Here is a 22,347-nt window from a genome sequence, read left to right on the forward strand (position 1 = left end):
ACCTGAATAGAAAGAACTAACTAGTTGCTCTTGACCCTCAATTTAACGGTAGAACATCCTATAGAAAGTATAAAAAGCAATACTTCGATATTAGGATTTATTGAGGAAGATACTTGGTTCTCCATTCTCTATCCTATTGACTTATTTATTCATATAAAGGAACTCGCCATTTGTTATCTGCCTCATAATAGCTAGTTGCAGTAAGAAGGTGTAAAGACATTTCTTCCGGGATGTAATCTAAACCAGTCGTTTTGAAGTAGAGCGTATGGTTGTAATCTTCCATCTCTCCTGTCGTAGTTTCACTATCAAGTCTAAAATACCTTCCAGTATTTTCTTTCAACACCCACTTACCAAATTCCATTTCATTACTTTCTTGATTCACTGCCATTTCAATTTCAAATATACCTGGATCACTTGTATTGGCACTACTTTGTAATTCAGCCTTTTTTATTGTTACTTCTTTTCCCATATATTTAAACGTTACAGGATTCTCTTTTACTTCTTTAGGATTAAACTTAACGGAAAAATTAGTGGGAATTACTTTATAAACACCATCCAATACAAATGTGAGATTGCTGTCATTTTTATCAGGTACAAATACTTCTTTCCAGGCAGCATGCCCTATTTTACCTTTTTCGTTTGCAGAACTAATGATTATTTTATCATCCATAGGTTCGTCCTGAATATATGGAGAAAATTTCATTATGACATTGTTTTCCTTATTTTCTATATGATATTTAATAGATGTTCCATAGGAAGCAAGTTCCCTGGTATCCAATCCGTACTGTTCATTTAAAGCTTTAAAATCATTCTCGATTACTAATTGTTCTGATGCTTCGTATGAAGTTTCATACAGCAAACTATTCGATGTGGGTGCGAATTTTATTTCTTTTAAATTAATTGTTACGCCATTTATCGTCTGTTTTTCTTTATTAAGATTCACACTTTTTTTGATATCTTTGTTCCCTGTTATTTCCACTGGTATTTCTAAGTCCCAGTTTCCCTGTTTGCCATTTAATTCGACCAGATGAAAGTTGATTGTTACTTTCTCTAATCCAGGTTCATCAATAAATACTTGAAAAGAATTATAATCTAATCCTCCATCCAATCTGTAACCCATTGTATAATTGTACTCACCATTAAAACCAGAAACGGAGATTTGGTTACCTTTTATTGAATGATCTATATTTGGCCTTACTACAATACCTTTTTCATCTATGACTTGTAAAGACAATGCTATTCGCGATGAATCTACAATTACGTCCTCCACTTTCAATGTAAGTTGTTGATCTGACACTTCCAAATCAACCCTTTCACCTAGCCCATCAACTGATGCCATATTTAATCCTTCATCGACCTGCTTGGTACTAAACATGCCACTTATTATCTGGGCAAAGGTAGGACTTAATGTTGCAGTTAAAACTACAGCTAACATAATACTTGCAGCCAGTAGAACGATACGTTTCCAAATCATTCTTTTTCTTCGAACATCCTTCTGTTCATAAGGTTCCAGTTGTTCCAATACAAGTGATGCAAAATGATCTGGTAATGTTGGTGATTGTAAATTAATCTTTAAAAATTCCTGTTCCTCTTTAAAAAGTTGAACAATACTCGAACAAGTAACACAAGTGTTTAGATGTATATGTATTTGAGAGTGTTCTTGCTGTGTTAGTAGGTTATCCGCGTACTGGGAAAGTTTATCGGCCTTCGGACAGTTCATAAAAATATCCTCCTTCACGATTTATTGTTTCTCTCATTTTTTTCTTTGCTCGGTGAAGTTTATTTCGAACTCCTGAAAGTGGAACTTCAACCAGTTCACTTATTTCCTCATAACTTAATTCATTCACATATCGTAATAGAATAATCAGTCTTTCATCTTCAGGAAGCGTCGAGATCAATCGTTCTAACTGTCTACTTTTTTCCTTTTTCAATAAAATTATCTCTGGATGATTAGAATCTTCAACTCTTTCTTCGTTTATTTGTACTTGTTTCAATTGGTAGCTTTTCTTTCTAAACTCATCCATACAATGGTTTATAGTCACCCGATAAATCCAACTAGAAAACGATCCCTTATGATCGAACTTTCCTAGTTGGTGATATACCTTTATGAATGCCTCTTGAACTAAGTCTTGAGCAATTTGCGGATTTTTCGTCATCCGTAAAACAGTCGCATATAGCAGGTTTTTGTATTTATCAATAATGTGAGAATACGCCTGCTTATTGCCAGTTAATACCTCTTGAATCCACTTCAACTCTTCTTCCATATGAACCTCCTTCTAAAACAATTTTAGAGATGCCTTGTTTTTCCCCTCTCCTCTTATAACGAGTTATATAGTTAAATAATTTCATTTACTGCCAATTAAATTTTATTCGACATATTGAATAGCTCGAAAAATCGTACATTTTATGTGACCGATTTTATCCTGTTATAGAACGAAACTCTATTAGTTCAATAAAAAAACTTTACCTCTTCTTGAAGTAAAGCTCTCGTTAGTACTTAGAATTTTATTATGTACCTTAAAAGATTATTGTGCTGGCTTCATATAAACTACTTCACCCTCGCTATTGTAAGCAATATACTCAGCATCAAATAATTCATCACTTTTCGTTCTAAACAATGCAAATTTCTTACCTGAATCCTTAGTAAGAAGTTTAAAATTATGAATTGTATCGTCACCTTTGACAATTTGTACGCTATCAATCTCTTTATCGAATACCCTTAGTAAAACAGCATTAAATTCTTCTTCATTGCTAAAAGGAGAACTAAAAAATGAAAGATGGATTGGTTCAGTTATTCCTTCTGGGTTAAAGGAATAGTCACTTTTTTTCTCCCAAGAAAACAACGATTTTTCTAGATACACTTCCATCTCATTACCATCAACAGTTTGGGAAAAAGCAACTGATTTATTGTCATCAATTACTTCAATATGATTTATGTTTGCAACGTTCCAATGATTATTAATTTCACCTGCTATTTGTTCCTTGTCATCTCCTCGTGGCAAGAGCCAAATCATAACGAGAACAATAGCAATGAAAGCCCAAATAACGGCTTGTATATTTTTTTTAAACACCCAAATATACCCCCTATACGTTTTATACCTTCTTATCCTTTATTAACAAACTCATAAATTTTTTGGACTGAATTACTAGATAACGTATAAACCGTATGCGTGTCTTTTGAGTTCATTATTGTCCCAGAATCTTCAGTAATCCAAAGAGAATATGATTCTTCACCGATACTAAAATGATATTGTGGATCTGTCATGTTGACAATACCAGGCTTTTTCATTGAATCACTTACCGCTGTTGTGAAAATTTCTATTTCATCTGTTTCGTTTAGTTCCAAGGAAGTCGCTTTAGTGCTAGTGACTGTTTCAGCACTGCCTTTATTAAGAACTTCAGTTAAATTATTTTCTTGTTTTTGGGAGCAACCAATTAACATAAGTCCAGATGTGATAAATAAAACAAATAGTTTTTTCATCCATATTCCCCCTCTGAAATTATACTATTATTTGGAAATAAGTTACAAGTCCTTGTTGAACTAAGTACGCGTAACCTCAATATGAAGTAGTAGGATAATTTCCCGCTTTTCACCAGTCACAAATGCTCCTTTACCTTCTCTGTTAGTTGATATTAACTACTTCGATATCCCTCCAAATTTACCTGCTTTTTAACTAACCTGAGACTTTACTTGAATAAAGAGAAAGCGATGTTCTTTGGAGAATTACTTCTAATATTATGTAAGTATGAAAATAATAAAAGCTAAGGTCATTCCAATAACAGTGATTAAAGACGCAACCTTTATATAACGAATTGCACCAGCCGATATTTCAGGATCTTCTTGATACATCCACCTTTTTCCCCACAACAAACTTTCTTTCGGGTAGAAAAAACTCCAAATTAATACCCCATATAGGGGAATAATAAATATAAAACCTAAGATATCTCCCACCTTCCCCATCTCCCTAAAAAAATATTAATAATATACGATTTAATTTTTTATCGGTTTCAGAACAGCTTTGGAATAACCTGCCATTTTACCAAAGAAAAAAGCCTTATTCCTTAACTTCAGAAGTAAGATTAATGGATCTCTGGTCATTCTTTGAAAGGTATTTGTTGCTGCCAGGTAGCATTTTAATCCTATTCCATGCTTTAATTGCATCCTCTCGATTTTTCTCCTTGTTTTCTGAATCCGCGAAATAGTCTCTGGTGAACTGATTGTATTCAAATTGTGAACCTATTTGTTTTTTGTAAGAAGGGTCTTTCTTGCGTTCCTCTTCTTCATACCAAGCATTTACAACATCATTATATGTCTTTCCAATATTGTTCTTAATATAGTTTTGAATATAAGTTGAAAAGTGAAACTTAGGATTAATCGCCGTTTTGAAAAAGGCTCTTACTTCTTGACTGCAACGATGATTTTCAGTAATGACAGTATCAAGACTTAAATCTGTTGCTGTTGTTTCTTTCGAAGAGCACTTTACTTTCCTCAGTGGCTTTTGTATTTTCCCTGTTTGAAGAAAAATTGCAATTCTGTCCGATATCTCAATCTTAGAACCAGAAGCACTCATCCCATTCTCTCTGCAAAATGTTTGCAACTCTTCTTTCAACCAATAGAAATTACGAAACTCTTGTACATTTATTTCTTTATCTAATAAAGGTCTCAATTACCTCATCCCCAGTTATGTTTTATATAATATTATATAATACCATCATTTGGATTTCTGTTTTTTAAAGTATCTCTAGATATTCGTAATATATCATGAGATAACCAGAGCAAAAGGAGCCAGAACTCTTGCATTACCGTATGACGGTAGTAAATTAGAAAAAAGAGCTACCTCTGCACCGGCAGGCAACCACTTGTTTAAATAAGCACGTTAGTTTAAGTGTAGACTTTCACAATATTGCAGAACACTAATCATCATATGTCCTTTTTTTGAACAGTCAATAATGTCGGAGCTGGAGAAAAGGGAAAGAATTTTAACATTTCTACTGAAAAATAGTCAGTAGTATCTACTTCAGCTTCAATATATTTTACTCCTTTTTCAAAGGCATAATTTATTTGGGATGCTGTTAAAATTAACATATTTCGAACATCCGTTTTCTTCCTACATCCTCTCCATCCAAATTCAAATTGATTGGGGGTATTCGAATAATGTAACAAGGAATAAGCCTGTATCTCATTATTCTTTAAAATAACAAAACTTCCACTTTTAATTGTATCCTCATTAAAAATTAGCTCTTCCCATTTCTGAAAGCTGTGAACTCCAACAGGATTAACTGAATGAGCTATTTCATAGTTTTCTCTTACAAGGTTTATCAATTTGAATTTTAGTTCTTTGTGATTATCTATCCTATCAAAGTCTTGTATGCACATATCTTGTTCATTAACATCAGGGAAGACTTGTTGGAAATCCATCTTTGAGGTTCTTAACAAAGGCATATATGTCCTTCTAACTTCTAAGAAACCAACTTCTTCATAGAATGTTTTTAGTCCATACGAAGATTCCCAAATAGAAGTTTGTAGTGGTAATTGAATATTTTTAAAGTTGTATAAAGCTTTGATTAAAACAGCTTCAATTTCATTTCCAGTATGTTGTTTTGTAACCATTGAAAAGTATGTACAAGATGGATGAAATTCAGATTTCCAAGCAGTTATTAAACCTACCAACTTTTTATCCTCGTAAGCTTCATATGTACAAATATTATTCTTGATGTGTACACCTCGTAAAAAATAGCGATAAGTGAAATCATCATCCCACGCCCAATTTGATAATATATCTTTGATAACCTCGATATTCGGAGAATTATTACGTTTTATAGCATAGTCACTTCTCAACATTTCCATCACCTCCAATATAGTAATTCTACATTGTTCTTCCACTAACCTGCCCCTCTAGTGGAATAAGGGAAAAAGCTTAACTCCCTCTTGAGGTATAGTACCCCTTAGTGTAAGAAGATAGATTTTCATTCTAATATTGTGTATAATACAAGTTAATTGCATACATTAAATGTTTTCTAGGGTTCCGCAACTATCTATGTTGGTCTGGTCCGAGAGAAAACTCACAGCTATGCTGTGTCACGGAAGGATAAAAGCCTGGGAGAAACTGTTTTCATACAGTTAGCTCTTGGGCTTTTTTTGTTTTTATAGAATATAAAAGGAGGGGTTATTTAAATGAATACAAACTGGGTTAAAGTAGTACTCGCTGCTTTCTTCGAAGTTTTTTGGGTTATTGGATTAAAACATGCAGATGACTTTTGGACTTGGACTGGAACTGTTATTGCTATTATCGTTAGTTTTTATTTAATGATTATGGCTGGCAAAAAACTGCCTGTTGGGACTGTCTATGCGGTTTTTGTAGGACTAGGTACAGCCGGAACAGTTTTTTCGGACATCGTATTTTTTGGTGAACCATTTAAAATAGCAAAAGTTATTTTAATTTTAGTTTTATTGGGAGGGGTAATTGGTTTGAAATTAGTTACTAAAGACATCGATAAAGAAGGAGTTGAATCTTAATGGCGTGGGTTTCTTTGGTTGTTGCAGGCTTATTTGAAATGTTTGGTGTTGGTATGATAAATAAATTGCACAATGACCGTAATTGGCAATCATTAGTTCTATTAATTCTCGCGTTTGGGGCTAGTTTTATATTTCTTGCTTATTCAATGAAAACACTTCCTATGGGAACAGCTTATGCAATTTGGACAGGAATTGGTGCTTCTGGTGGGGCAATTTTAGGTATGCTATTATATGGGGAATCAAAAGATTGGAGAAGACTTGTTTTTATAGGGATGGTCTTAGGTGCTGCAATTGGTCTAAAACTCGTCTCATAAATGAGCTTATAGATTGTCATATGAAGAAGATAATTTGTTTTAAAACAAGCAAATTATCTTCTTTATTTTTATTGAACTAAACTACTGCTTTAGAATTGCTTTTTTAACAATTCTGCTTCTTTAGTTCAATAAGAAAATGCTACTCTTGCTGGCAACCACTTGTTGAAGTAGAGCACCCGTTAGTATAATAATCAAAGCAAATTTGATATCCTAAATAAGCCATATAGCATTAGTAGAAGTCCTAAGTAAAACAAAGCTGTTAATCCTGTAAAAGGGTCTAAAACAAAATCAAAAAACTCACTCCACTTTTCCTTAGTAGAATCAGCTTTCTTTATACTGGGTATGAAAATAAACAACGAAATAACTATACAAATAAATCCTGCAATTAAGGACAAAACACCCATCAGTAAACCACCTTATTTATGTATTTATATCTTTACATTTGGAACTCAATCCAATATAGTTACCAATCGCTTCTTCAACTAAACTGCTGCTTTAGTTCAATAAGAAAAAAGGCTTTACTCCTTCTTGAAGTAAAGCACCTCGTTAGTTTAATTCATTGGTATAAGTTATGCTATTCGATTAACTTCTCTTTTTAAATAATAACAAAATGACATTCCATATCACACCAGTAACAATGCATGTTATTGAAATGAAAAATGTAAGCCAATAAAAGCCTCCTGCAGGAACGGTGAATTCTGCCAAAATAAATAATATGATTCCAAAAAACAAATACATGTGTGGCAATACAAATCTATTCATTGTTCTTGCCCCTTCCTGATTAACTAATCTGAGCAGGTTCTTTATGTTGTCCAATTATAACAGTGTTTTATCATGAAACTAGGTACTAAAACTTATTTAAGTTTTAATGTTATTTGTCTGATTTTGAAAAAACCAAATTGATTATTTCGGAAAGCGAATATTTTACTAACTCACTCGTTTGTTGAATAGTGAAGTTCTATTCAAACAATGGAGTTTTTGGGTCTATCCCATAACAATGAACAAGCATAGAGTGTAATTGCCCTCTGTGATGATAAATATGAGCTACAATCTCTAACAACCATTCATATCGTGAATATGTAACGCCCCAATAAGAACTAATTTCCTCTTGAAGTTCGACCTCTGTAAAATTCATAAATTTATCTTCTAAAAATTGATGATTGTTTATCAATGCTTCTTTTATCTCATTTAGACTTTTATAAGAAATACTTGAATAAAATTTATTCATCTTGTCTTGGGATGCGCCGTCCGATATAAGTGAATCAGCTACACAAATAATAGCTATGTGTTCTAACAGTTCTCCTATGGAATGCTTACTGGGTGTAGGTCTTTTTTGCAAGTCATTTTCTTCTAACTTTTCTATCATCTCAACAATTGTAGTTACAGCGACTTTAATTTGATGTAATGCACTCTTACAATATTTATTCATCTAATCCTCCTCTACATCCTTCTATTAAAATAACCTGTGGCTTTAATTCAATAAGAATAAATCATTACTCCTTCTTGAGGTAAAGCAACCATTTGAAAAAAAATGTAGAAACTGGTTAGCTATTTAATTTACCGATTTCCGATTACGCTTAAATTTATTCCTGTACCAGTTGTAATACCATCTGCACGAAAAGAACCATTAGCATATATAGAAACGATAATGATGACAAATCCAATCCATTCAAAAATCTTATTTTTCGCCATTTCAAATCTCCCTTTATATTCAAATTGTAAAATCATTCAAATTTTTCAAATAGTTATATTTATTAAACCCTTATTCAACTAACCAGCCACGTTAGTTCTAATCGAATTTGATACTTTTACTTTTTTACTTTGTACGTATATCTCATAAATACTAATAAGAATAACAACCCATAGGACTGGATTATTTAAAGAAATTCCGACTTGTGAAATACCACCGAGAACTGTAAATGTAACAACTAACAAAAACAAATACAACATTGAAACCAATTGCCAAAGTAGAATTAATCTCGAGTTACCTTTTTGAAACTTGTTAGATAAAATACTGAAAATAACTATGATTATCAAGAGTGCAACAACAAGTGATTGTGGCAAGTAAATGAAGTCAATTAAATCCGGAAAGAAATCATAAGCTAATAAACAGGTCATTGAAAGTAGCATAAGAACAATAATAAATACATTAACTTTCTTCATTTGGTCACACTTCCTTTAGTCTTTATACGTATGAATAGCTTGAGTAGTTTCGCATTATTCTGTTTTTTCTTATTAAACTAACCTGCGGCGTTACTTCAATATTAAAAATGCTTTACCTCTTCTTGAAGTAAAGCACCTGTGAGCCATCCATGTTGCACAAAACTTGCACAACACCACAGAGAATTAAAATGAGAAAAATGAGTATAGGATACTACGGTTGGCGAAGAAGTTCGATCAACTATATGTCATCGAGCCCATCCGTTAGTCTGACGCACTCTATATGAGTAGGCACCCAATAAATTTTTTAGAGGTAACTAATTATTATGTCGTTTGTTAAATTCAATCGTAATGAACTCCGGCAAATAGCTGGGAGTACATCCTTTTGCTACTATTTCATCTTTGTAAAGACCCGTTCTCTCACCAAGTTTAATACAACGTGCACGATTCTTTTCATCATAAACGCCTATCCAGCCTGCGGTAAAATTCATAGCCCATTGAACTTCCGGTTCTTCCTGCGTAATATTGGCTTCTAATGCAGATAGCAAGTCTGCGGTGTTATCAGGAGGTGTTTGTCCAGTCCATCGTAATCGCCCTTGATAATACCAGAAAGCTCGCCTTTGAAGAGCAGAAGGACTATTTTCCCATGACTCCATCAATACAATATTCTTCTTGTCTTTGGTGAGCTGATTAGCCATTAACCAATCCATTAAGTTATTTCGCTCAACAAAACTGTGAGTCTGCATATCCTTATCAAGCTTATTTAGCACATCTTGTGAAAGAAGTTTTTTGTCCATAATTAAGATTGCTAATAATCTAGGCAAAAACTCTTCGGTTGACCAAAGTTCCATAGCTAGTTCGTGATCTTTTTTAATGTCCTTCGCGATTTTTCGTAAGTCTCCTAGCTTAGTTTTACTATTAATCTGAGGTAAAATGTTTTCTGCTTTTGAAGAGCGTTTTATTTCTGTATCTTTTTTTTCATCCATTTTATATACCTCCTTTATTTAAACACTATTTCCTAATATGATATCAAGAACTTAATTTCGTTAGTTGAACAATGCTTATTTGACTGTCATAGCAATATACATAATATATTCTGCTAAACTCAGCATATCTAAATATCAATTGCCACTATCAAAATCAATAGTATTGTTTTCCAAAAATAAATGTCTTTTTATGTTTTTTCATATACTACCCCTATATAACTAGCTTCGTTAATTCAATAAGAAAAAAAAGCTTTACTCCTTATTGAAGTAAAGCACCCGCTAGTTAAGAAGGGAATATTACTTTATTCTGCCAATTTACTAATATTCTGTAGTTCTAGATTTATCTTCCGTATTTGCTTGTCAATTTCATCAATTTGAAGGTCGTTGGTAACTTGTTTTCTTTTTTCCACTAGCTCAACTCGTAATCTTTGCAAAAAAACCACTCTCCCTAACAACCCCATCTCTTACCCACCTTGACATAGAATTTGTCCATATCTTTGTATTCTAGAAGTCGAGAGGATACTCCTTCTTGAAGTAAAGCATCCGTTAGTTGATAAAGAGTTAATTCACTTCTAAATGAAGGCATAGAATCATCACCATAATCTCAGCTGTTAGCCTTATCGTGGAATTTTGACTGTAATTTGAGCTTCATGATTTAGCGTCATTTTTGGAATATTAATTGTTTTAATAAAGCTATACTCCTTCTTGAAGTAAAGCACCTCGTTAGTGGAAGAAGTTACTTTAGAATATTCCACTTTTCTTTGTATTCATCATAAGCCCCTGTCCAATGGTAAGGTTGAACTTCTGCTAATGATTTAAAAGTTAGTTCTTGACCAGGCAGTGTAACTGCAACTCTTACATTTGGCCCCCAATAAAACAACCTTTCTTGACATATACCACAGGGAGAAAGGACTTTGAATTTAGATTTCTCGTCGTCGCGGACTACACAAAGTGAGTGTGTCACCTTTTTATTCAATTTATGAGCTTCTAAGATAGCACCAGTTTCCATACATACTACAGTTGAATCATTTATAACATTGGGAGCTACACTGGTATGTATAGACCCATCTTCTAAAGCAATCGCCGCAGCTCCACCCCAACCAACGGGGTATCTCTTTTCTATAAGTTCAATAACTGATTCATATAATTTTTGTTCGATTTTCAATCAAATTCCTCCCAATAGTCTAAATAAAATTTATTTATTAAAAACACCACAATGTCTGATTCAACATATAATTCTTTATTACTGCTTCTTAGCTCGATTAGAAAGTGCAACTCATTCATAAAGTAAATCACCCATTAGTTGAGATTTTTTTCTAACTCAAATTATAACATTTGAGCACTAAAATTAGATTAACTTTTTGAAAAAATCAGTTTTTTACTTCAATAAGAAAAGTGCTTCACTTCTTAATGAAGTAAGCACCTCGTTAGTTGAATAATCCTTACATTGTTTGTGTATCGCTTTTACCAAGCTAAATCGTCAGCATGACCTACCTGAATTTTAAAGTAAAGCACCTGTTAGGTGAATAAGAATAGAGTCATTTATTAAACAATAACGCCCGTTTGCATGGTATTAAAGCGAATAGAGCTCTATTATTTTGTCTATGGGTAATTTAATCTGATCACTCATATCTACAAAATAAGGCAACTGCCATTTTTGAGTTTTCAACGCTTGCTCACTAGTCGGGTTATCCCAACTAGAATAAACTCTTATTGCCATTTTCCCCTTTGTTGAACTGGACCTAAGAATATTATGTTTGAAAAGTATTTCTTTTGGAAAAATAAATTGTCCAAACTTACTATCATCTTGAAAAGTAGTTATAACTAATAAATCAGGTGTTTCCTCATATGTAAATGGTTGGTTTTTATTATTTTCGTCTTTTTCCCAAAATGCCACAAACTGTCCTACTTTTGTGGGGGTTATATTTGCAACTCTGAAACGAACTGTTTTCGAAGATAACCGAAATGTACTAGCACCATACTTAGAATTTTGCTTTTCTTCCTGAACAGATTTTACAGTTAAGTCATTTGGCTCGTAAATCATTTTATTTACATAACTTAATGCTGTATAAAAATCATTCATTATTCCACCCCTCCAATTTCTAATAATCGAACCCGATTGTTGAATACAGGTTAAACAACACTCTTAAACTAACCTGCCGCTTAGTTCAATAAAAAAAAGGCTCTACTCCCTTGAACTAAATCACCCGTTAGTAGAAGAAGGTATGCCAATATTAACTAATTTAATTCTTTCCCTTTGGCATTCAATATTTTAATTTCATAAGAATCAATATTAGATATAGAATTTAGTTCCTTAGAATGTAGGATTTCATTCACTGTAGCTTCAATATTCAAGTAGTTCTCCGATGTACTGATGCACCTCATTGTAGGCAATTTGGAGAACCTCAGGATTTAATGAATAGATACGATACTTCCCATCCCAGCTCTCTGAAATAATTTTTTCCTCCAATAAAATATTCAAATGCTTCTTTATTGCTGGTTGAGAAATATCAAATGCTTCGACTAACTCTTTTTGGGTTTTGTTTCCATGTTTAAGCATACTTAATATAACTCGCCGAGTTGAATCACCTAATGCTCGATAAACATCTGCATTATCATCCCCTCACCTTTCACATATAACCAATTAGTTATATGAATTCTAGAAAAAAGGGCAGCTTAAGCTACCCGATGATCTTTAATTGAAGCACCTGTTATTTGATTAAAAAATAATGGTTTTCTTGAGATTATTTATTAGCCTCTTTTAGCAATGCTAATTTAGACTTTGAGGGTGTTTCATAATTAACGGTCTTTTGAAGATAAACATTACTACCATCACTTCTATGGCTGCTAAGATATGCCCATAAATTGTTGCCCAAATCTAAATGAGTTGCGTAAGTTTCTACTTTTATTCCGTAAACTCTAAATACTTCACCTTTTTTAACAACTCTAGCTGGACGAAATTCACCATTTTCATATTTAGATATGGTAAATCCTGATTTTAACATCGTCACCCTACCTATTTGTCCTGTTTTAAGCTCCATGTTATCCCACATAATTTTTGTAGGCGTAGGCATTGCAGCTTCTGTTTTTATAAAAAAAATAGGAAACGCTAAGACTAGCAATAAGACTGAAAGAATTATCTTTTTCATAAGTCCACTCCTTTTTTTTCCAATTATACCATAACATTATTATTAAATCATTTATCTACTTGTATCGTACCCCAATACTGCCTAATACTAATATTTGTTTTTTCGTTCCAAGTGTTTTCAAAAGGCTTTAGTTCAATAGGAGTAATGGTTTTAATTTAATGGTCCATATAAATTTATAAATTCTCCAGTGTATGCGTCCATCACTATAGTTAATTCTTGACCAGTGTATTTAATTGTGACTTCCCACTTCATGTTATTCGTTATTTCATTCCAATACCCTTGCTTTTGTGCGAGATTCACACTAATATTTTCAGGTGGGATTTCCTCTAAATCATTGAAAGATATTGAGTTTTTCCACTCTTCTGGGGGATTTAGAAAATATTTTTCTGCTTTGTTTATAACTTCGCCTGTACTAAGAATTGGCGACTGATAAAAGTATAAAAAAAACATTATCAGAGTAACTACTAAACCTATTATTATTTTCTTCAAATGAGTACCTCCTTAGACTAAATCACCGCTTTATTTACTCTGTGGTCTTTGTTTCATGAGTTGTTAAAGCAATCCACGTTCCGCTAAAGCACCCTTTAGTTAAGTAAAAATTTTCACAAAGATATTTGTAAGCGCACTACTAAAAGAAGTTCATTTGTCGTATGTTTTCTCATTTAAATAAACCTAAATAATGTGACTGTATTTGTTGAGCAACCGCACATATCAAATACAAGTAGGAGTTATCGAATCAACAACTCCTTATTCAATATCATCTGATGAAGTTAATTTTAAAAATTCCTCCACATCTTTCACACACATTTCCATTCCTTTTTCCCAAAATTCCTCCAAAGTAATATCTTCTCCTAAATGTTTCATAACTAAATCTTCTACGGTCATACTTCCTGAATCACGAAGTAAGTTCAGATAATCTTTTTCAAACTCTTTTCCTTTTTCCTTTGCCTTTTCAAAGATACCTAAAGCAAATAAATACCCAAAAGTGTATGGAAAATTATAAAAAGGAGATTTCGTAATATAATAATGTGGTGTCCATACCCAAGAGTAAGTGGAAGGCTGTTCTAAGGATCCGTCATACGCTTCATGTATTGCTTCTTCCATTAACTGAGTTAAACGCTTTGATGAAACAATCCCTTCTTTACGCTCTTCATAAAATCTCTGTTCGAATAAAAATCTCGAATGGATATTCATAAAGTTCATGACACTACGTTTTAATTTTTCATCTAATATAATCAATTTATCTTCTTTTGATTTTGCCTTTTTCATTGCGGCATCAAAAATAATCATTTCTGAAAAGGTTGAAGCTGTTTCTGCGATGCTCATAGGATAACGTTTATTCACCCCATTAACAGACTTCATAGCATAATTATGAAATGCATGACCCAATTCATGAACAAGAGTTAACACATTTAAAAAAGTACCCCCAAAGGTCATAAAAACTCTTGATTCACTAGTAAGCGGAAAACCAGCACAAAATGGGATAGCTGACTTATTGTCGCGGTCTTCAGCTTCTATCCAACCCTCATTAAAAGCATGTTTAACAAAATTTTCTAATTCGGTTCCAAACTGACTAAAATGTTCCGTAATTAGTTCAGCCGCCACGTCGTATTGTATCGTTTGATTACTCTTGGTAAAGGGAGCCCAAAAGTTATAAGCTTTCATGCTAGAATCGCCCATCAGTTCAGCTTTTCGATTCAAGTAATCCGAGAAAGGTTTTTTATATTTACTAATCACTGACCACATGACATTCATTGTTTCTTCCTTCATTCTGTTATCTTTCAAAGGTACTTCTAATACACTTTTTACTCCAGACTTTTTTTGTACTTGTAAACGGAAGCCCGCAATGTGATTTAATATTTTTGCAAATAGCTCTTCTTTTTCTTCCCATATAGATTCTAAAGCATTATGAGATTCCTTTCGCACTTCCTCATTAGGATGAGATCGTAAGTTAATAGCTTGCCCTACTGATAAATACTTTTCTTCTCCATCAACTTGAATATTTAGGTTAATACTACTTACTAATGCATTATAAAAATGACCCCATGAATGATATCCATCAGCCATTAAATCAGATATTAAATTTTGCTCATCATCTGATAAATGCGTATTTGTATTTTCCCTCCATTCATTGAGAACAAATCTATAATCTTCTAATTCTTTAGTTTCAATTAAAAATTCCCATACATCCTGCTCTGTATTTGCTAATATTATTTTCACCTTTGATAATTCTTTTTCAAAAGTGGATTCTATATGACCTACTTTTCCTCGCAAAGTTGCTGCATCTTGATCCTTTGTGTTTTGTGAAAGAAGACAGGTGATAAATGAATTAGCTTGTGACAGGTTGATGCAAATTTCTCCAATATATACCACTAAATTTCCCAAGTTAGCTACTTCATTTCTTGATATTGGAGGATTAAAGGATTTAACACATCTTTCTAAATCGCATACAAGAACTTCCAATTGCTTTACATAATCTAAAAATTGATTTGAATTGCTTCCACCTAGAAAAATCTTATCCAAGTTCCAATTTTTGATATAACTCATTTTCTCCATCGTATTCCTCCTAGAATTATCTATGTTAACTCCAATACGAACATATGTTTTATTCTAGCATATTTTGGAGTATTAGAGGGCAGAAAAGTGAAGTAAATAGTTGTAAGACCCAATAATTAATAGAATGGCACACATTATATAGGTTAAAAAGAAAGGATAGATCAACAGGAGAGTACACCTGTATAGATCTATCCTTTTATACAACATATGATCTCATTTACTTTAACAAAATATTAAGACAGCAATTTCTCCGTATGTTTATTCAACTAAACTGCTTCGTAGTGAAATAAGAAAAAAGAGCTTGTTCAACCTAATAGAAATAATGTGGACGAAAAGAACACCATCGGTTAATAGATATCATTCTTTTCTTATTCAACTAGATAACGAATAGCAAAATATTATTTCTACACCCCTATTCTTCAAAAAGTGATAGCCTTTGTTTAACTAAGCACAGCACCATTTGGTTATATAAGCACTTGTTGACCATCATTTAAACATTCATTCTCTTGTGGAAGTCAGATCATATTCAAATTGACCTCCAACATCTTCATACCCTTTTGCCCTGAATAATAATTTACCATTATTATCAGTCCCAGTTATTTCTATAATTACTACTACCTTACTTGGTTTATTAGATGCTACATAAGCTAGGCTATCAACTTGTTTCTCAAATTTATTAATATGATATTGAAAATATAAACTTCGGTCATTTCCAGTCCCATTTATATGGGGACTATATATACTAGTAGTTTCTCCCGGTTCTAATTTGTCAATATTCCCCAAGTCCTGAAGAACATCATAATTGCTATAAAATGAAAAAAAGAAGTTTAAATCTTTTATTTCTTGTTTACTAGAATTGTAAAGCTCAATTGTCACACCATTATCGTACTGAAAAAACTCACCTTGCCCGACCCTTATTATTAAGTAGTAAAATCCGAGCAAAATCAGAAAAAAAGTAGTAATGCCGATAATTGTGTATTTAAATATTTTTTTCACCAAGACTCCTTTATTCTTATTTTTATTCCACTTATTAAGTATGGAAATAAATACTCCTAAAGTAAGGAAAACGAAACCAATTAATTTTAGTATACTTAGGGTGAGTATAAGTCCCAAGTGTATAAAAAGAGCACCAAGTACAATAAAACCTGTTGTAAAAATAAAATGGTGTGATCTTAACTCATTTATTGCTATTTTTTTATCATTAGTATTCATTTTCAGATACTTTCTAACAATCATGAAAGTAGGTATACCCCACAAAATTATAAAAGAGATAAGAGAATAAGTATCCACTTTCAATATCCATACCTCCTGTCTACAGCTTTTATTCATATTATCCTTATTCAAAACTAATCTGCCGCGTTAGTTCAAGTGTAACATTTACGGGGCAGTTCAAAATGATGGTCTTGCTTAACTAAGCACCAGTTAATTGAATAAGGAAGTATTAATAAAGTGTTCCATTAGTTTGGTTTCTTCATTTAGTAATCGTGAAAGAAATAATAATTGAGGAAATGGTTGTAAGATTAAATTCATATCTAACTCTGTTTTTAGTATAGAAACTCCATCCAGATTATGATAATCACTTAAAGATATTTTATTTTGGCAGATAAGTCGTACATTCTCTGGGGAAAGCAATAATAATCCTTTGGATTCAGAGGATGGAGTTGGCAGAGTTAATGTATTAGATAGATACATTATTGTATAAGAAGATTCTTCATTGCCCTTAATTAGAATAGGTACAATGGGTTCATTTATATTAACTTTAGTCGGTTCCTCGTTCCACTCACTAAGGTAAAATGTTTTATTGGGATTAATGGGAGCAATTTCTACTTGAGCTTCTTCAAAAACCTCACGTTTCGCTGTTTCCAAAGCTGTTTCATTACCTTCTCTATGCCCTCCTAATCTAACCACTCCAAGTTTGTCACCTTCTTTTGTTGGACCAACTTGAAATATAAATAATCCTTTATATAAAACATATGCACCAGAAGTTCGTGCATTATTAGGAATTATCATATTTAACCTCCTTGTTCCTTATTTTCTACTTCAACTAAAGCACCCGTTGTTGAATTATATTTCTTCAAAATATTATTTACTATCTAATTCTTCATGGTTAGTTTCTTCAATAATTTCTTCAGTACCACCTGTTTTAACTATCTTAACTTTCACGTCTTTAATTGGACTAATAGCAAACCAATATCGTTTTTCATCTTCAACGTCAATTATTGTTGCTCTTTCATCCCCCGCATATACTTCAGCAATTGAATAATCATTGATTGCACCAGAGTAAATATAAGGTTCATCATTCATAGAAGACCATTTGACAGGTGAATCCCATTTGGAGCCTCTTGTTTGTTTCCATTCCCATTGATTATCTTCTTTCTCGAAGTATGCTATAAATATCTTTTCCTCTTGATCCTTATGCTCTTTGAACACAGCGATTGCATCGTCTTCATGAACGATATTAAACTGTTTCTCAACAAGTGAATACGAATAATTTTCTTCATCTAAATGCATTTCTAACATTTTTTGTTGAAAATAATCTTCAAATGTTTGTTCGTCTGAACACCCGACTAAATAAACTATGAAAAATAAAAATCCTATACATATATTTCTTTTCAGGTGTATCTCCCCCCTAGTAGTTAATTTCCCGAACTCCTTCTTAAACTAAACTGCGGCTTTAGTTCAATAAGTTTGATAGCACTTGAACATTTTTATTAATATAATTTTTTAGATTAAAAAGTTCCTTTTTCTCAAATTCATAGAGTTCTTTCCCATCCACATAACTATTAATTACTTTTTGAATTGTATATCCCAACTCTTTCGGAAAAGATGATAGCCCCCAGTTACCAGCTTCATGCTTTGATGAAATAACTCCTTCTTTAAGATACCAATACACTCTTATTAAGTTTAATGCACAATAAACGGGGTCTTCTTCAATATTCTCAATACATTCTTGGTAGTCACCCATTATGGAAGATATATAATGCGAACGTGGAACAGAGGGAAATACTTCATCGATAGTAGGTCCTTCTAATCTAACCCCCCGATGATTTAATATAGTAATATGTGCAGCTAAATCCGCGTCATCTCTTACGTCTCCGTTTAAATGATGATATGTATCTTTTGATAAATCATTTTGATACTTACCTCTCCAAAATTCACTATAATGAAAATCGAAAGGGCATGGATGCGTCCAATTTTTTATTTGTTCCATATTCAAGAAACTTATTTCCACGGGGAATGGCTTTTTGGAGAAACTTAATAATAACTCAGCTAACTTTCTTTTAATTCCAACAGTCATTGTTTTATTCGTTATTATCAAAACATCAATATCACTACTTTTAGAATTAAATCCCCCCATCGCCAAAGAACCGTGTAAATAAAAACCAATAAAATCCTCTTTTAAAATTTCTTTAGTTTTATATAAGAGATTATTAACAAAATCTTTTATTTCTAATGAACTTGTTTCCCAACTGCTATCCATATATAAAAATCCTCCATTATTTTTTTGATTTCCTACTTGAGCTAATCAGTCGCTTTAGTTCAATAAGAAAAAAAGGCTTTACTCCTTCTTGAAGTAAAGCACCCGTTAGTGTATGTACAACCCTTTACAATCTCATTCTTACATAAACTCCTTTAACCGTTTATTTATCGAATGAGCCTTCATCTTTAGAAAGAAATAAGCCTTCCCTTAAATCTTGTGCTAATTGATTCAAATATCTACCTGTGTACCGTTTTCAAAAGCTCTTCTGGGTAGTGCTTACTCAAAAAGAGAATAATTAAGTAACAGAAATACTATTGCTACCCCAGTAAAAGCATAATAGGCTATTTTCGTTTTACTCATTTTTGTTCTTTCCGCTTTCATTTCACTAACACCTCATTTTCAATAGTTCTCCCATTTTTGTAATTATATTTTTCACACCCTGGATAATTATGTTAACACAATTATCCAGTAACCCCCTCTTGAAGTAAAGCCCACTGTTAGTGAAAAAGGTATTACTTCTCTATTCGCACCAAAGATTTTTCAAGATAACTATCCGTAATTTCACATAATGCAATTAGCTTCTTTTTTGATTCAGCACATGTTGTTTGATTCATATCTTCTGAAATCTCAATTCCCCAATCACTCGACTTCATATACAATAGGTGTGGTAAATTGATATTTTTGTACATCTTGTTTGTTGTACTTATTTGAAAAACAATCTCCAATGTAAATAAAATTATTTTCTTTATCTTTAGTGAGTGGGACTTCTACGTTACAACCAATATAGCTTGCTAAACTCATATTTAATCACCTACTTTTCTCTATTCCTTATTGAACTAAACTGCTTCTTTACTTGAATGAGAAAAGCTTAAATCCTTGCCAGTAAAGAAACCCATTAGTTGAATAAGGAATTGTTAACTTTGATGAAAACTTGTTTCATCGGGAATTACACTCATGATAAATGCAACATCCCTTTTTAATACATTAGGTACAAAGAATTCCGTCCCCCAGTGTCCCGAATGAAAGACAGACACCATATCCTTGACTAAATTAACGGTGAACCACTTGAATTCTCCTATTTTATTTAAATAGTTATTCAATAAATAATCTGAAAGGGTAGAGTGTATTTGCCCACTAAATATAGTGAGATTTCCCTCTTCAACAATTTCTAATTCATTTTTATAGAGAGATTTAATCTCTGAAATAGTTTCAATCTCTTCGTTCCAACAATGAATTTCAATTGTATTTGAACTTGTTAAAAAATGTTCCAATAATGCAGTCCAATAATCGTAGTTTCCGATATCAGGCTTTGGAAAGGTTGAGTCATCATCTGTATAGGTTGGTATATTGAAAGCTAAATTATTGCACACTATTCCTTCCTCCTTTGCCGTTTTGTAACTAACCACCAATGCTAATTCAATAAGAAAAGAGAATTTCCTAAGCACCATCCATTTTTAACTAAAGCACTCGTTAGTTGAATAAGAAAAGTTACTAAATTTCGAATAATACACCTTTAGACAATAAGTATTCTTCAGCTTCATTTATTCTCTTTCCGTTGTGTCTTACAAAAAGTTCATAACGTCTCTTTAACCACTCAAATGATCTGTCTCGAATATGTGAATCATCAGCCCCTTGTATTAAGGGAACCGTTTTAGTAAATGAGTCAAAACTTAATAAAGCTTCAAAGCACTCCAAATGTTCAATTTTCTTGTTTGTGAGGTTCTGATAAGCATCTAACAAAGGTTCTTTGAAGTCGGGTCCCGAACCACGAATACCCTAAGACAAGTGTATTCGCTATATCATAACGAGGGTCTCCTATAAAAGCTTTTTCCCAATCCAAGATATACAGTGTATTTTCATTAGTTAATATTGTATTACAAAAATGATAATCTCCGTGATTTAAAACTTCAGTAAATGAAACAGTCTTGAACATTTCAGAAATATTTAGAAGGCAATTTATATATACAGAGTCTTCATACTTCGCAACCCTCTTTTTTAAACGCTCTATGTAGAAGTTGATATACTCTTTTTGTCGTAAATCGTTATCAGTAAAAAATTCACGAACCGTATCAGTGCAAATTGAATGAACTTGTGCGAGCGTGTCACCAAAATTTCTAAATGCTGACTGTATATCCTCTGGGTTTGCTAAGTAATATTTGTCCAGAGTAACTCCCTTTACTAGGTCCATCAACATTATTCTCTTTTCTTTATCTTCAAAATAAACAGTCGGAATATTAATGCACGAATGTACATCCTTACTCCTTAGAATATTTAATTCTTTATTAAACTTCACATTTTCACTAAATTCTTTTAAGACAACTTCGATGGAGAATATATCCTCACCTTGAGAGTAAGTAAGATGAAACATTGAAATGTCGTTACTAAATCCATCTTTATTTTTCTGTAAGTTATTTATCGCAATTACAGTCTCTTTTCTTTCTTTTTTCATTAACAGTTGCTCTACAATTTTATAAATTTTTTCGCTCAATATAGTGCCGCCCCAAGCTTTTGCATCCATTTTGTTAACCCATACCTTTTCAAAGATATTCTACAATTTGAAATAAAACCCCTTCTTCAAATAACGTGCTGGGTTAGTTTAGTGTAACATTTCAACAGGGCATACCCGAGATCAACTAAATATTTTGGACATAAACTGTTATTGTTATCTAAATTTTCGATTAATAACGACATATCTTCATGTATATAAGTTGGGTTCGCTAAGGTTATCTGCATATGTCTCCCCCTTATTTTAAGACAAAACTGACTTATATATTTCTCCTATAATACCTTCGAGTTGATGAACACCTAATTCTGTATTTGTCATAATGACCGCACCTCTCTCTAAATAGGGAAACGCCCCCATCATACATTGAAAACCCACTCCCCAACCAAGTGATGTAATTTCTAGTTCTTTTTCAGAGCCTTCAAGAAACATACCTAATCCAGTCAAACTTTTATAACTTTGTGGGGTTATCATTTCTTTTGCTAAACTTTTCGAAATGCCATCCTTGCTTTCACCTTTTACAGCATTCATTAACTCAAGAACTAATTCACCATTTTTTGTTGTGATCACAAGAAAAATTATGTCTATCCACTTCCATTATTGTTGTATTGAAATGGCTATTTGTCATTCCTATTGGTTCAAATATTTGCTCATTCATAACTCTTGATTATACCTTCATAA

At 32.6% G+C, this 22,347-nt stretch carries 26 protein-coding genes, 1 pseudogene and 1 riboswitch; of the genes and pseudogenes, 2 read left to right on the forward strand and 25 right to left on the reverse strand.

Features of this window, described 5'->3' with window-relative positions; translation table 11 throughout:
* Positions 1-145: 145 nt before the first annotated feature.
* The 7 genes from MHI40_RS09455 to MHI40_RS09485 all read right to left on the reverse strand — a co-directional run bounded on the left by MHI40_RS09455 (position 146) and on the right by MHI40_RS09485 (position 5,842).
* Complete coding sequence (locus MHI40_RS09455) at positions 146-1,720, reverse strand: DUF4179 domain-containing protein (RefSeq protein WP_340762420.1); 1,575 nt, start codon at positions 1,718-1,720, stop codon at positions 146-148.
* Positions 1,698-2,264: an RNA polymerase sigma factor gene (locus tag MHI40_RS09460; protein WP_093533890.1), complete on the reverse strand. Its 567-nt coding sequence runs from the start codon at positions 2,262-2,264 to the stop codon at positions 1,698-1,700. The genes MHI40_RS09455 and MHI40_RS09460 overlap by 23 nt, the downstream gene beginning before the upstream one ends.
* A 261-nt stretch (positions 2,265-2,525) precedes the next feature.
* Positions 2,526-3,071: a hypothetical protein gene (locus MHI40_RS09465; protein ID WP_340762421.1), complete on the reverse strand. Its 546-nt coding sequence runs from the start codon at positions 3,069-3,071 to the stop codon at positions 2,526-2,528.
* Between the two features lie 32 nt (positions 3,072-3,103).
* Positions 3,104-3,481 carry a hypothetical protein gene (locus tag MHI40_RS09470; RefSeq protein WP_340762422.1) on the reverse strand — a complete coding sequence of 126 codons (378 nt, stop codon included), beginning with the start codon at positions 3,479-3,481 and terminating at the stop codon, positions 3,104-3,106.
* Between the two features lie 255 nt (positions 3,482-3,736).
* The gene (locus tag MHI40_RS09475) at positions 3,737-3,952 is read right to left on the reverse strand and encodes a hypothetical protein (RefSeq protein ID WP_407691692.1); all 216 of its coding nucleotides are present in this window, start codon (positions 3,950-3,952) and stop codon (positions 3,737-3,739) included.
* A gap of 103 nt (positions 3,953-4,055) precedes the next feature.
* A complete protein-coding gene (locus MHI40_RS09480; RefSeq protein WP_340762423.1) occupies positions 4,056-4,667 on the reverse strand; it encodes a DUF6434 domain-containing protein in 612 nt (203 codons plus the stop codon).
* A gap of 254 nt (positions 4,668-4,921) precedes the next feature.
* The gene (locus MHI40_RS09485; RefSeq protein ID WP_340762424.1) at positions 4,922-5,842 is read right to left on the reverse strand and encodes a GNAT family acetyltransferase; all 921 of its coding nucleotides are present in this window, start codon (positions 5,840-5,842) and stop codon (positions 4,922-4,924) included.
* A gap of 165 nt (positions 5,843-6,007) precedes the next feature.
* Positions 6,008-6,106: riboswitch (guanidine-I (ykkC/yxkD leader) on the forward strand.
* Positions 6,107-6,175: 69 nt separating this feature from the next.
* Here MHI40_RS09485 and MHI40_RS09490 point away from each other — a divergent pair.
* Both MHI40_RS09490 and MHI40_RS09495 read left to right on the forward strand, forming a co-directional pair.
* On the forward strand, positions 6,176-6,517 hold the full coding sequence (locus MHI40_RS09490; RefSeq protein ID WP_093533878.1) for a DMT family transporter: 342 nt from the start codon (positions 6,176-6,178) through the stop codon (positions 6,515-6,517).
* Positions 6,517-6,831, forward strand: coding sequence for a DMT family transporter (locus tag MHI40_RS09495; protein WP_340762425.1), 315 nt, complete (start codon positions 6,517-6,519; stop codon positions 6,829-6,831). Before MHI40_RS09490 ends, MHI40_RS09495 begins: the two co-directional genes overlap by 1 nt.
* A gap of 958 nt (positions 6,832-7,789) precedes the next feature.
* Here the strand turns inward: MHI40_RS09495 and MHI40_RS09500 are convergent.
* The 18 genes and pseudogenes from MHI40_RS09500 to MHI40_RS09585 all read right to left on the reverse strand — a co-directional run bounded on the left by MHI40_RS09500 (position 7,790) and on the right by MHI40_RS09585 (position 22,236).
* Positions 7,790-8,260 carry a DinB family protein gene (locus MHI40_RS09500; protein ID WP_340762426.1) on the reverse strand — a complete coding sequence of 157 codons (471 nt, stop codon included), beginning with the start codon at positions 8,258-8,260 and terminating at the stop codon, positions 7,790-7,792.
* A gap of 128 nt (positions 8,261-8,388) precedes the next feature.
* Positions 8,389-8,523: a hypothetical protein gene (locus MHI40_RS09505; RefSeq protein WP_340762427.1), complete on the reverse strand. Its 135-nt coding sequence runs from the start codon at positions 8,521-8,523 to the stop codon at positions 8,389-8,391.
* Positions 8,524-8,601: 78 nt separating this feature from the next.
* Positions 8,602-8,994 carry a hypothetical protein gene (locus MHI40_RS09510; RefSeq protein WP_340762428.1) on the reverse strand — a complete coding sequence of 131 codons (393 nt, stop codon included), beginning with the start codon at positions 8,992-8,994 and terminating at the stop codon, positions 8,602-8,604.
* A gap of 314 nt (positions 8,995-9,308) precedes the next feature.
* Positions 9,309-9,977 carry a DNA alkylation repair protein gene (locus tag MHI40_RS09515; RefSeq protein ID WP_340762429.1) on the reverse strand — a complete coding sequence of 223 codons (669 nt, stop codon included), beginning with the start codon at positions 9,975-9,977 and terminating at the stop codon, positions 9,309-9,311.
* A gap of 302 nt (positions 9,978-10,279) precedes the next feature.
* A complete protein-coding gene (locus MHI40_RS09520; RefSeq protein ID WP_340762430.1) occupies positions 10,280-10,411 on the reverse strand; it encodes a hypothetical protein in 132 nt (43 codons plus the stop codon).
* 302 nt (positions 10,412-10,713) lie between these two features.
* Entirely contained in the window at positions 10,714-11,142 is a 429-nt protein-coding gene (locus MHI40_RS09525) for a cytidine deaminase (RefSeq protein WP_340762431.1), read from the reverse strand.
* A gap of 408 nt (positions 11,143-11,550) precedes the next feature.
* Entirely contained in the window at positions 11,551-12,060 is a 510-nt protein-coding gene (locus MHI40_RS09530; protein WP_340762432.1) for a MepB family protein, read from the reverse strand.
* A gap of 261 nt (positions 12,061-12,321) precedes the next feature.
* Positions 12,322-12,576 (reverse strand): annotated as a pseudogene (locus tag MHI40_RS09535) (ArsR/SmtB family transcription factor); the annotation flags it as partial.
* A 145-nt stretch (positions 12,577-12,721) separates the two neighbouring features.
* Positions 12,722-13,126, reverse strand: a complete 405-nt coding sequence (locus tag MHI40_RS09540; protein ID WP_340762433.1) for a hypothetical protein — start codon at positions 13,124-13,126, stop codon at positions 12,722-12,724.
* Positions 13,127-13,276: 150 nt separating this feature from the next.
* The gene (locus tag MHI40_RS09545) at positions 13,277-13,615 is read right to left on the reverse strand and encodes a hypothetical protein (RefSeq protein WP_340762434.1); all 339 of its coding nucleotides are present in this window, start codon (positions 13,613-13,615) and stop codon (positions 13,277-13,279) included.
* Positions 13,616-13,873: 258 nt separating this feature from the next.
* Positions 13,874-15,682, reverse strand: coding sequence for a M3 family oligoendopeptidase (locus tag MHI40_RS09550; RefSeq protein ID WP_340762435.1), 1,809 nt, complete (start codon positions 15,680-15,682; stop codon positions 13,874-13,876).
* Positions 15,683-16,180: 498 nt separating this feature from the next.
* Positions 16,181-16,978 (reverse strand): hypothetical protein, encoded by a 798-nt coding sequence (locus MHI40_RS09555; RefSeq protein WP_340762436.1) that lies wholly within the window; start codon positions 16,976-16,978, stop codon positions 16,181-16,183.
* 126 nt (positions 16,979-17,104) lie between these two features.
* Positions 17,105-17,692, reverse strand: a complete 588-nt coding sequence (locus tag MHI40_RS09560; RefSeq protein ID WP_340762437.1) for an NUDIX hydrolase — start codon at positions 17,690-17,692, stop codon at positions 17,105-17,107.
* Positions 17,693-17,764: 72 nt separating this feature from the next.
* Complete coding sequence (locus MHI40_RS09565; protein WP_340762438.1) at positions 17,765-18,202, reverse strand: hypothetical protein; 438 nt, start codon at positions 18,200-18,202, stop codon at positions 17,765-17,767.
* Positions 18,203-18,356: 154 nt separating this feature from the next.
* A complete protein-coding gene (locus MHI40_RS09570; RefSeq protein ID WP_340762439.1) occupies positions 18,357-19,163 on the reverse strand; it encodes an aminoglycoside adenylyltransferase domain-containing protein in 807 nt (268 codons plus the stop codon).
* Between the two features lie 914 nt (positions 19,164-20,077).
* Entirely contained in the window at positions 20,078-20,533 is a 456-nt protein-coding gene (locus MHI40_RS09575) for a hypothetical protein (RefSeq protein WP_340762440.1), read from the reverse strand.
* A gap of 329 nt (positions 20,534-20,862) precedes the next feature.
* The gene (locus MHI40_RS09580; protein ID WP_340762441.1) at positions 20,863-21,651 is read right to left on the reverse strand and encodes an aminoglycoside phosphotransferase family protein; all 789 of its coding nucleotides are present in this window, start codon (positions 21,649-21,651) and stop codon (positions 20,863-20,865) included.
* A 261-nt stretch (positions 21,652-21,912) separates the two neighbouring features.
* Positions 21,913-22,236 carry a hypothetical protein gene (locus MHI40_RS09585; RefSeq protein ID WP_340762442.1) on the reverse strand — a complete coding sequence of 108 codons (324 nt, stop codon included), beginning with the start codon at positions 22,234-22,236 and terminating at the stop codon, positions 21,913-21,915.
* Positions 22,237-22,347 lie beyond the last annotated feature (111 nt).

This window comes from Psychrobacillus sp. FSL H8-0510, from assembly GCF_038008345.1.
In the GTDB taxonomy this organism is placed as follows: domain Bacteria; phylum Bacillota; class Bacilli; order Bacillales_A; family Planococcaceae; genus Psychrobacillus; species Psychrobacillus psychrotolerans.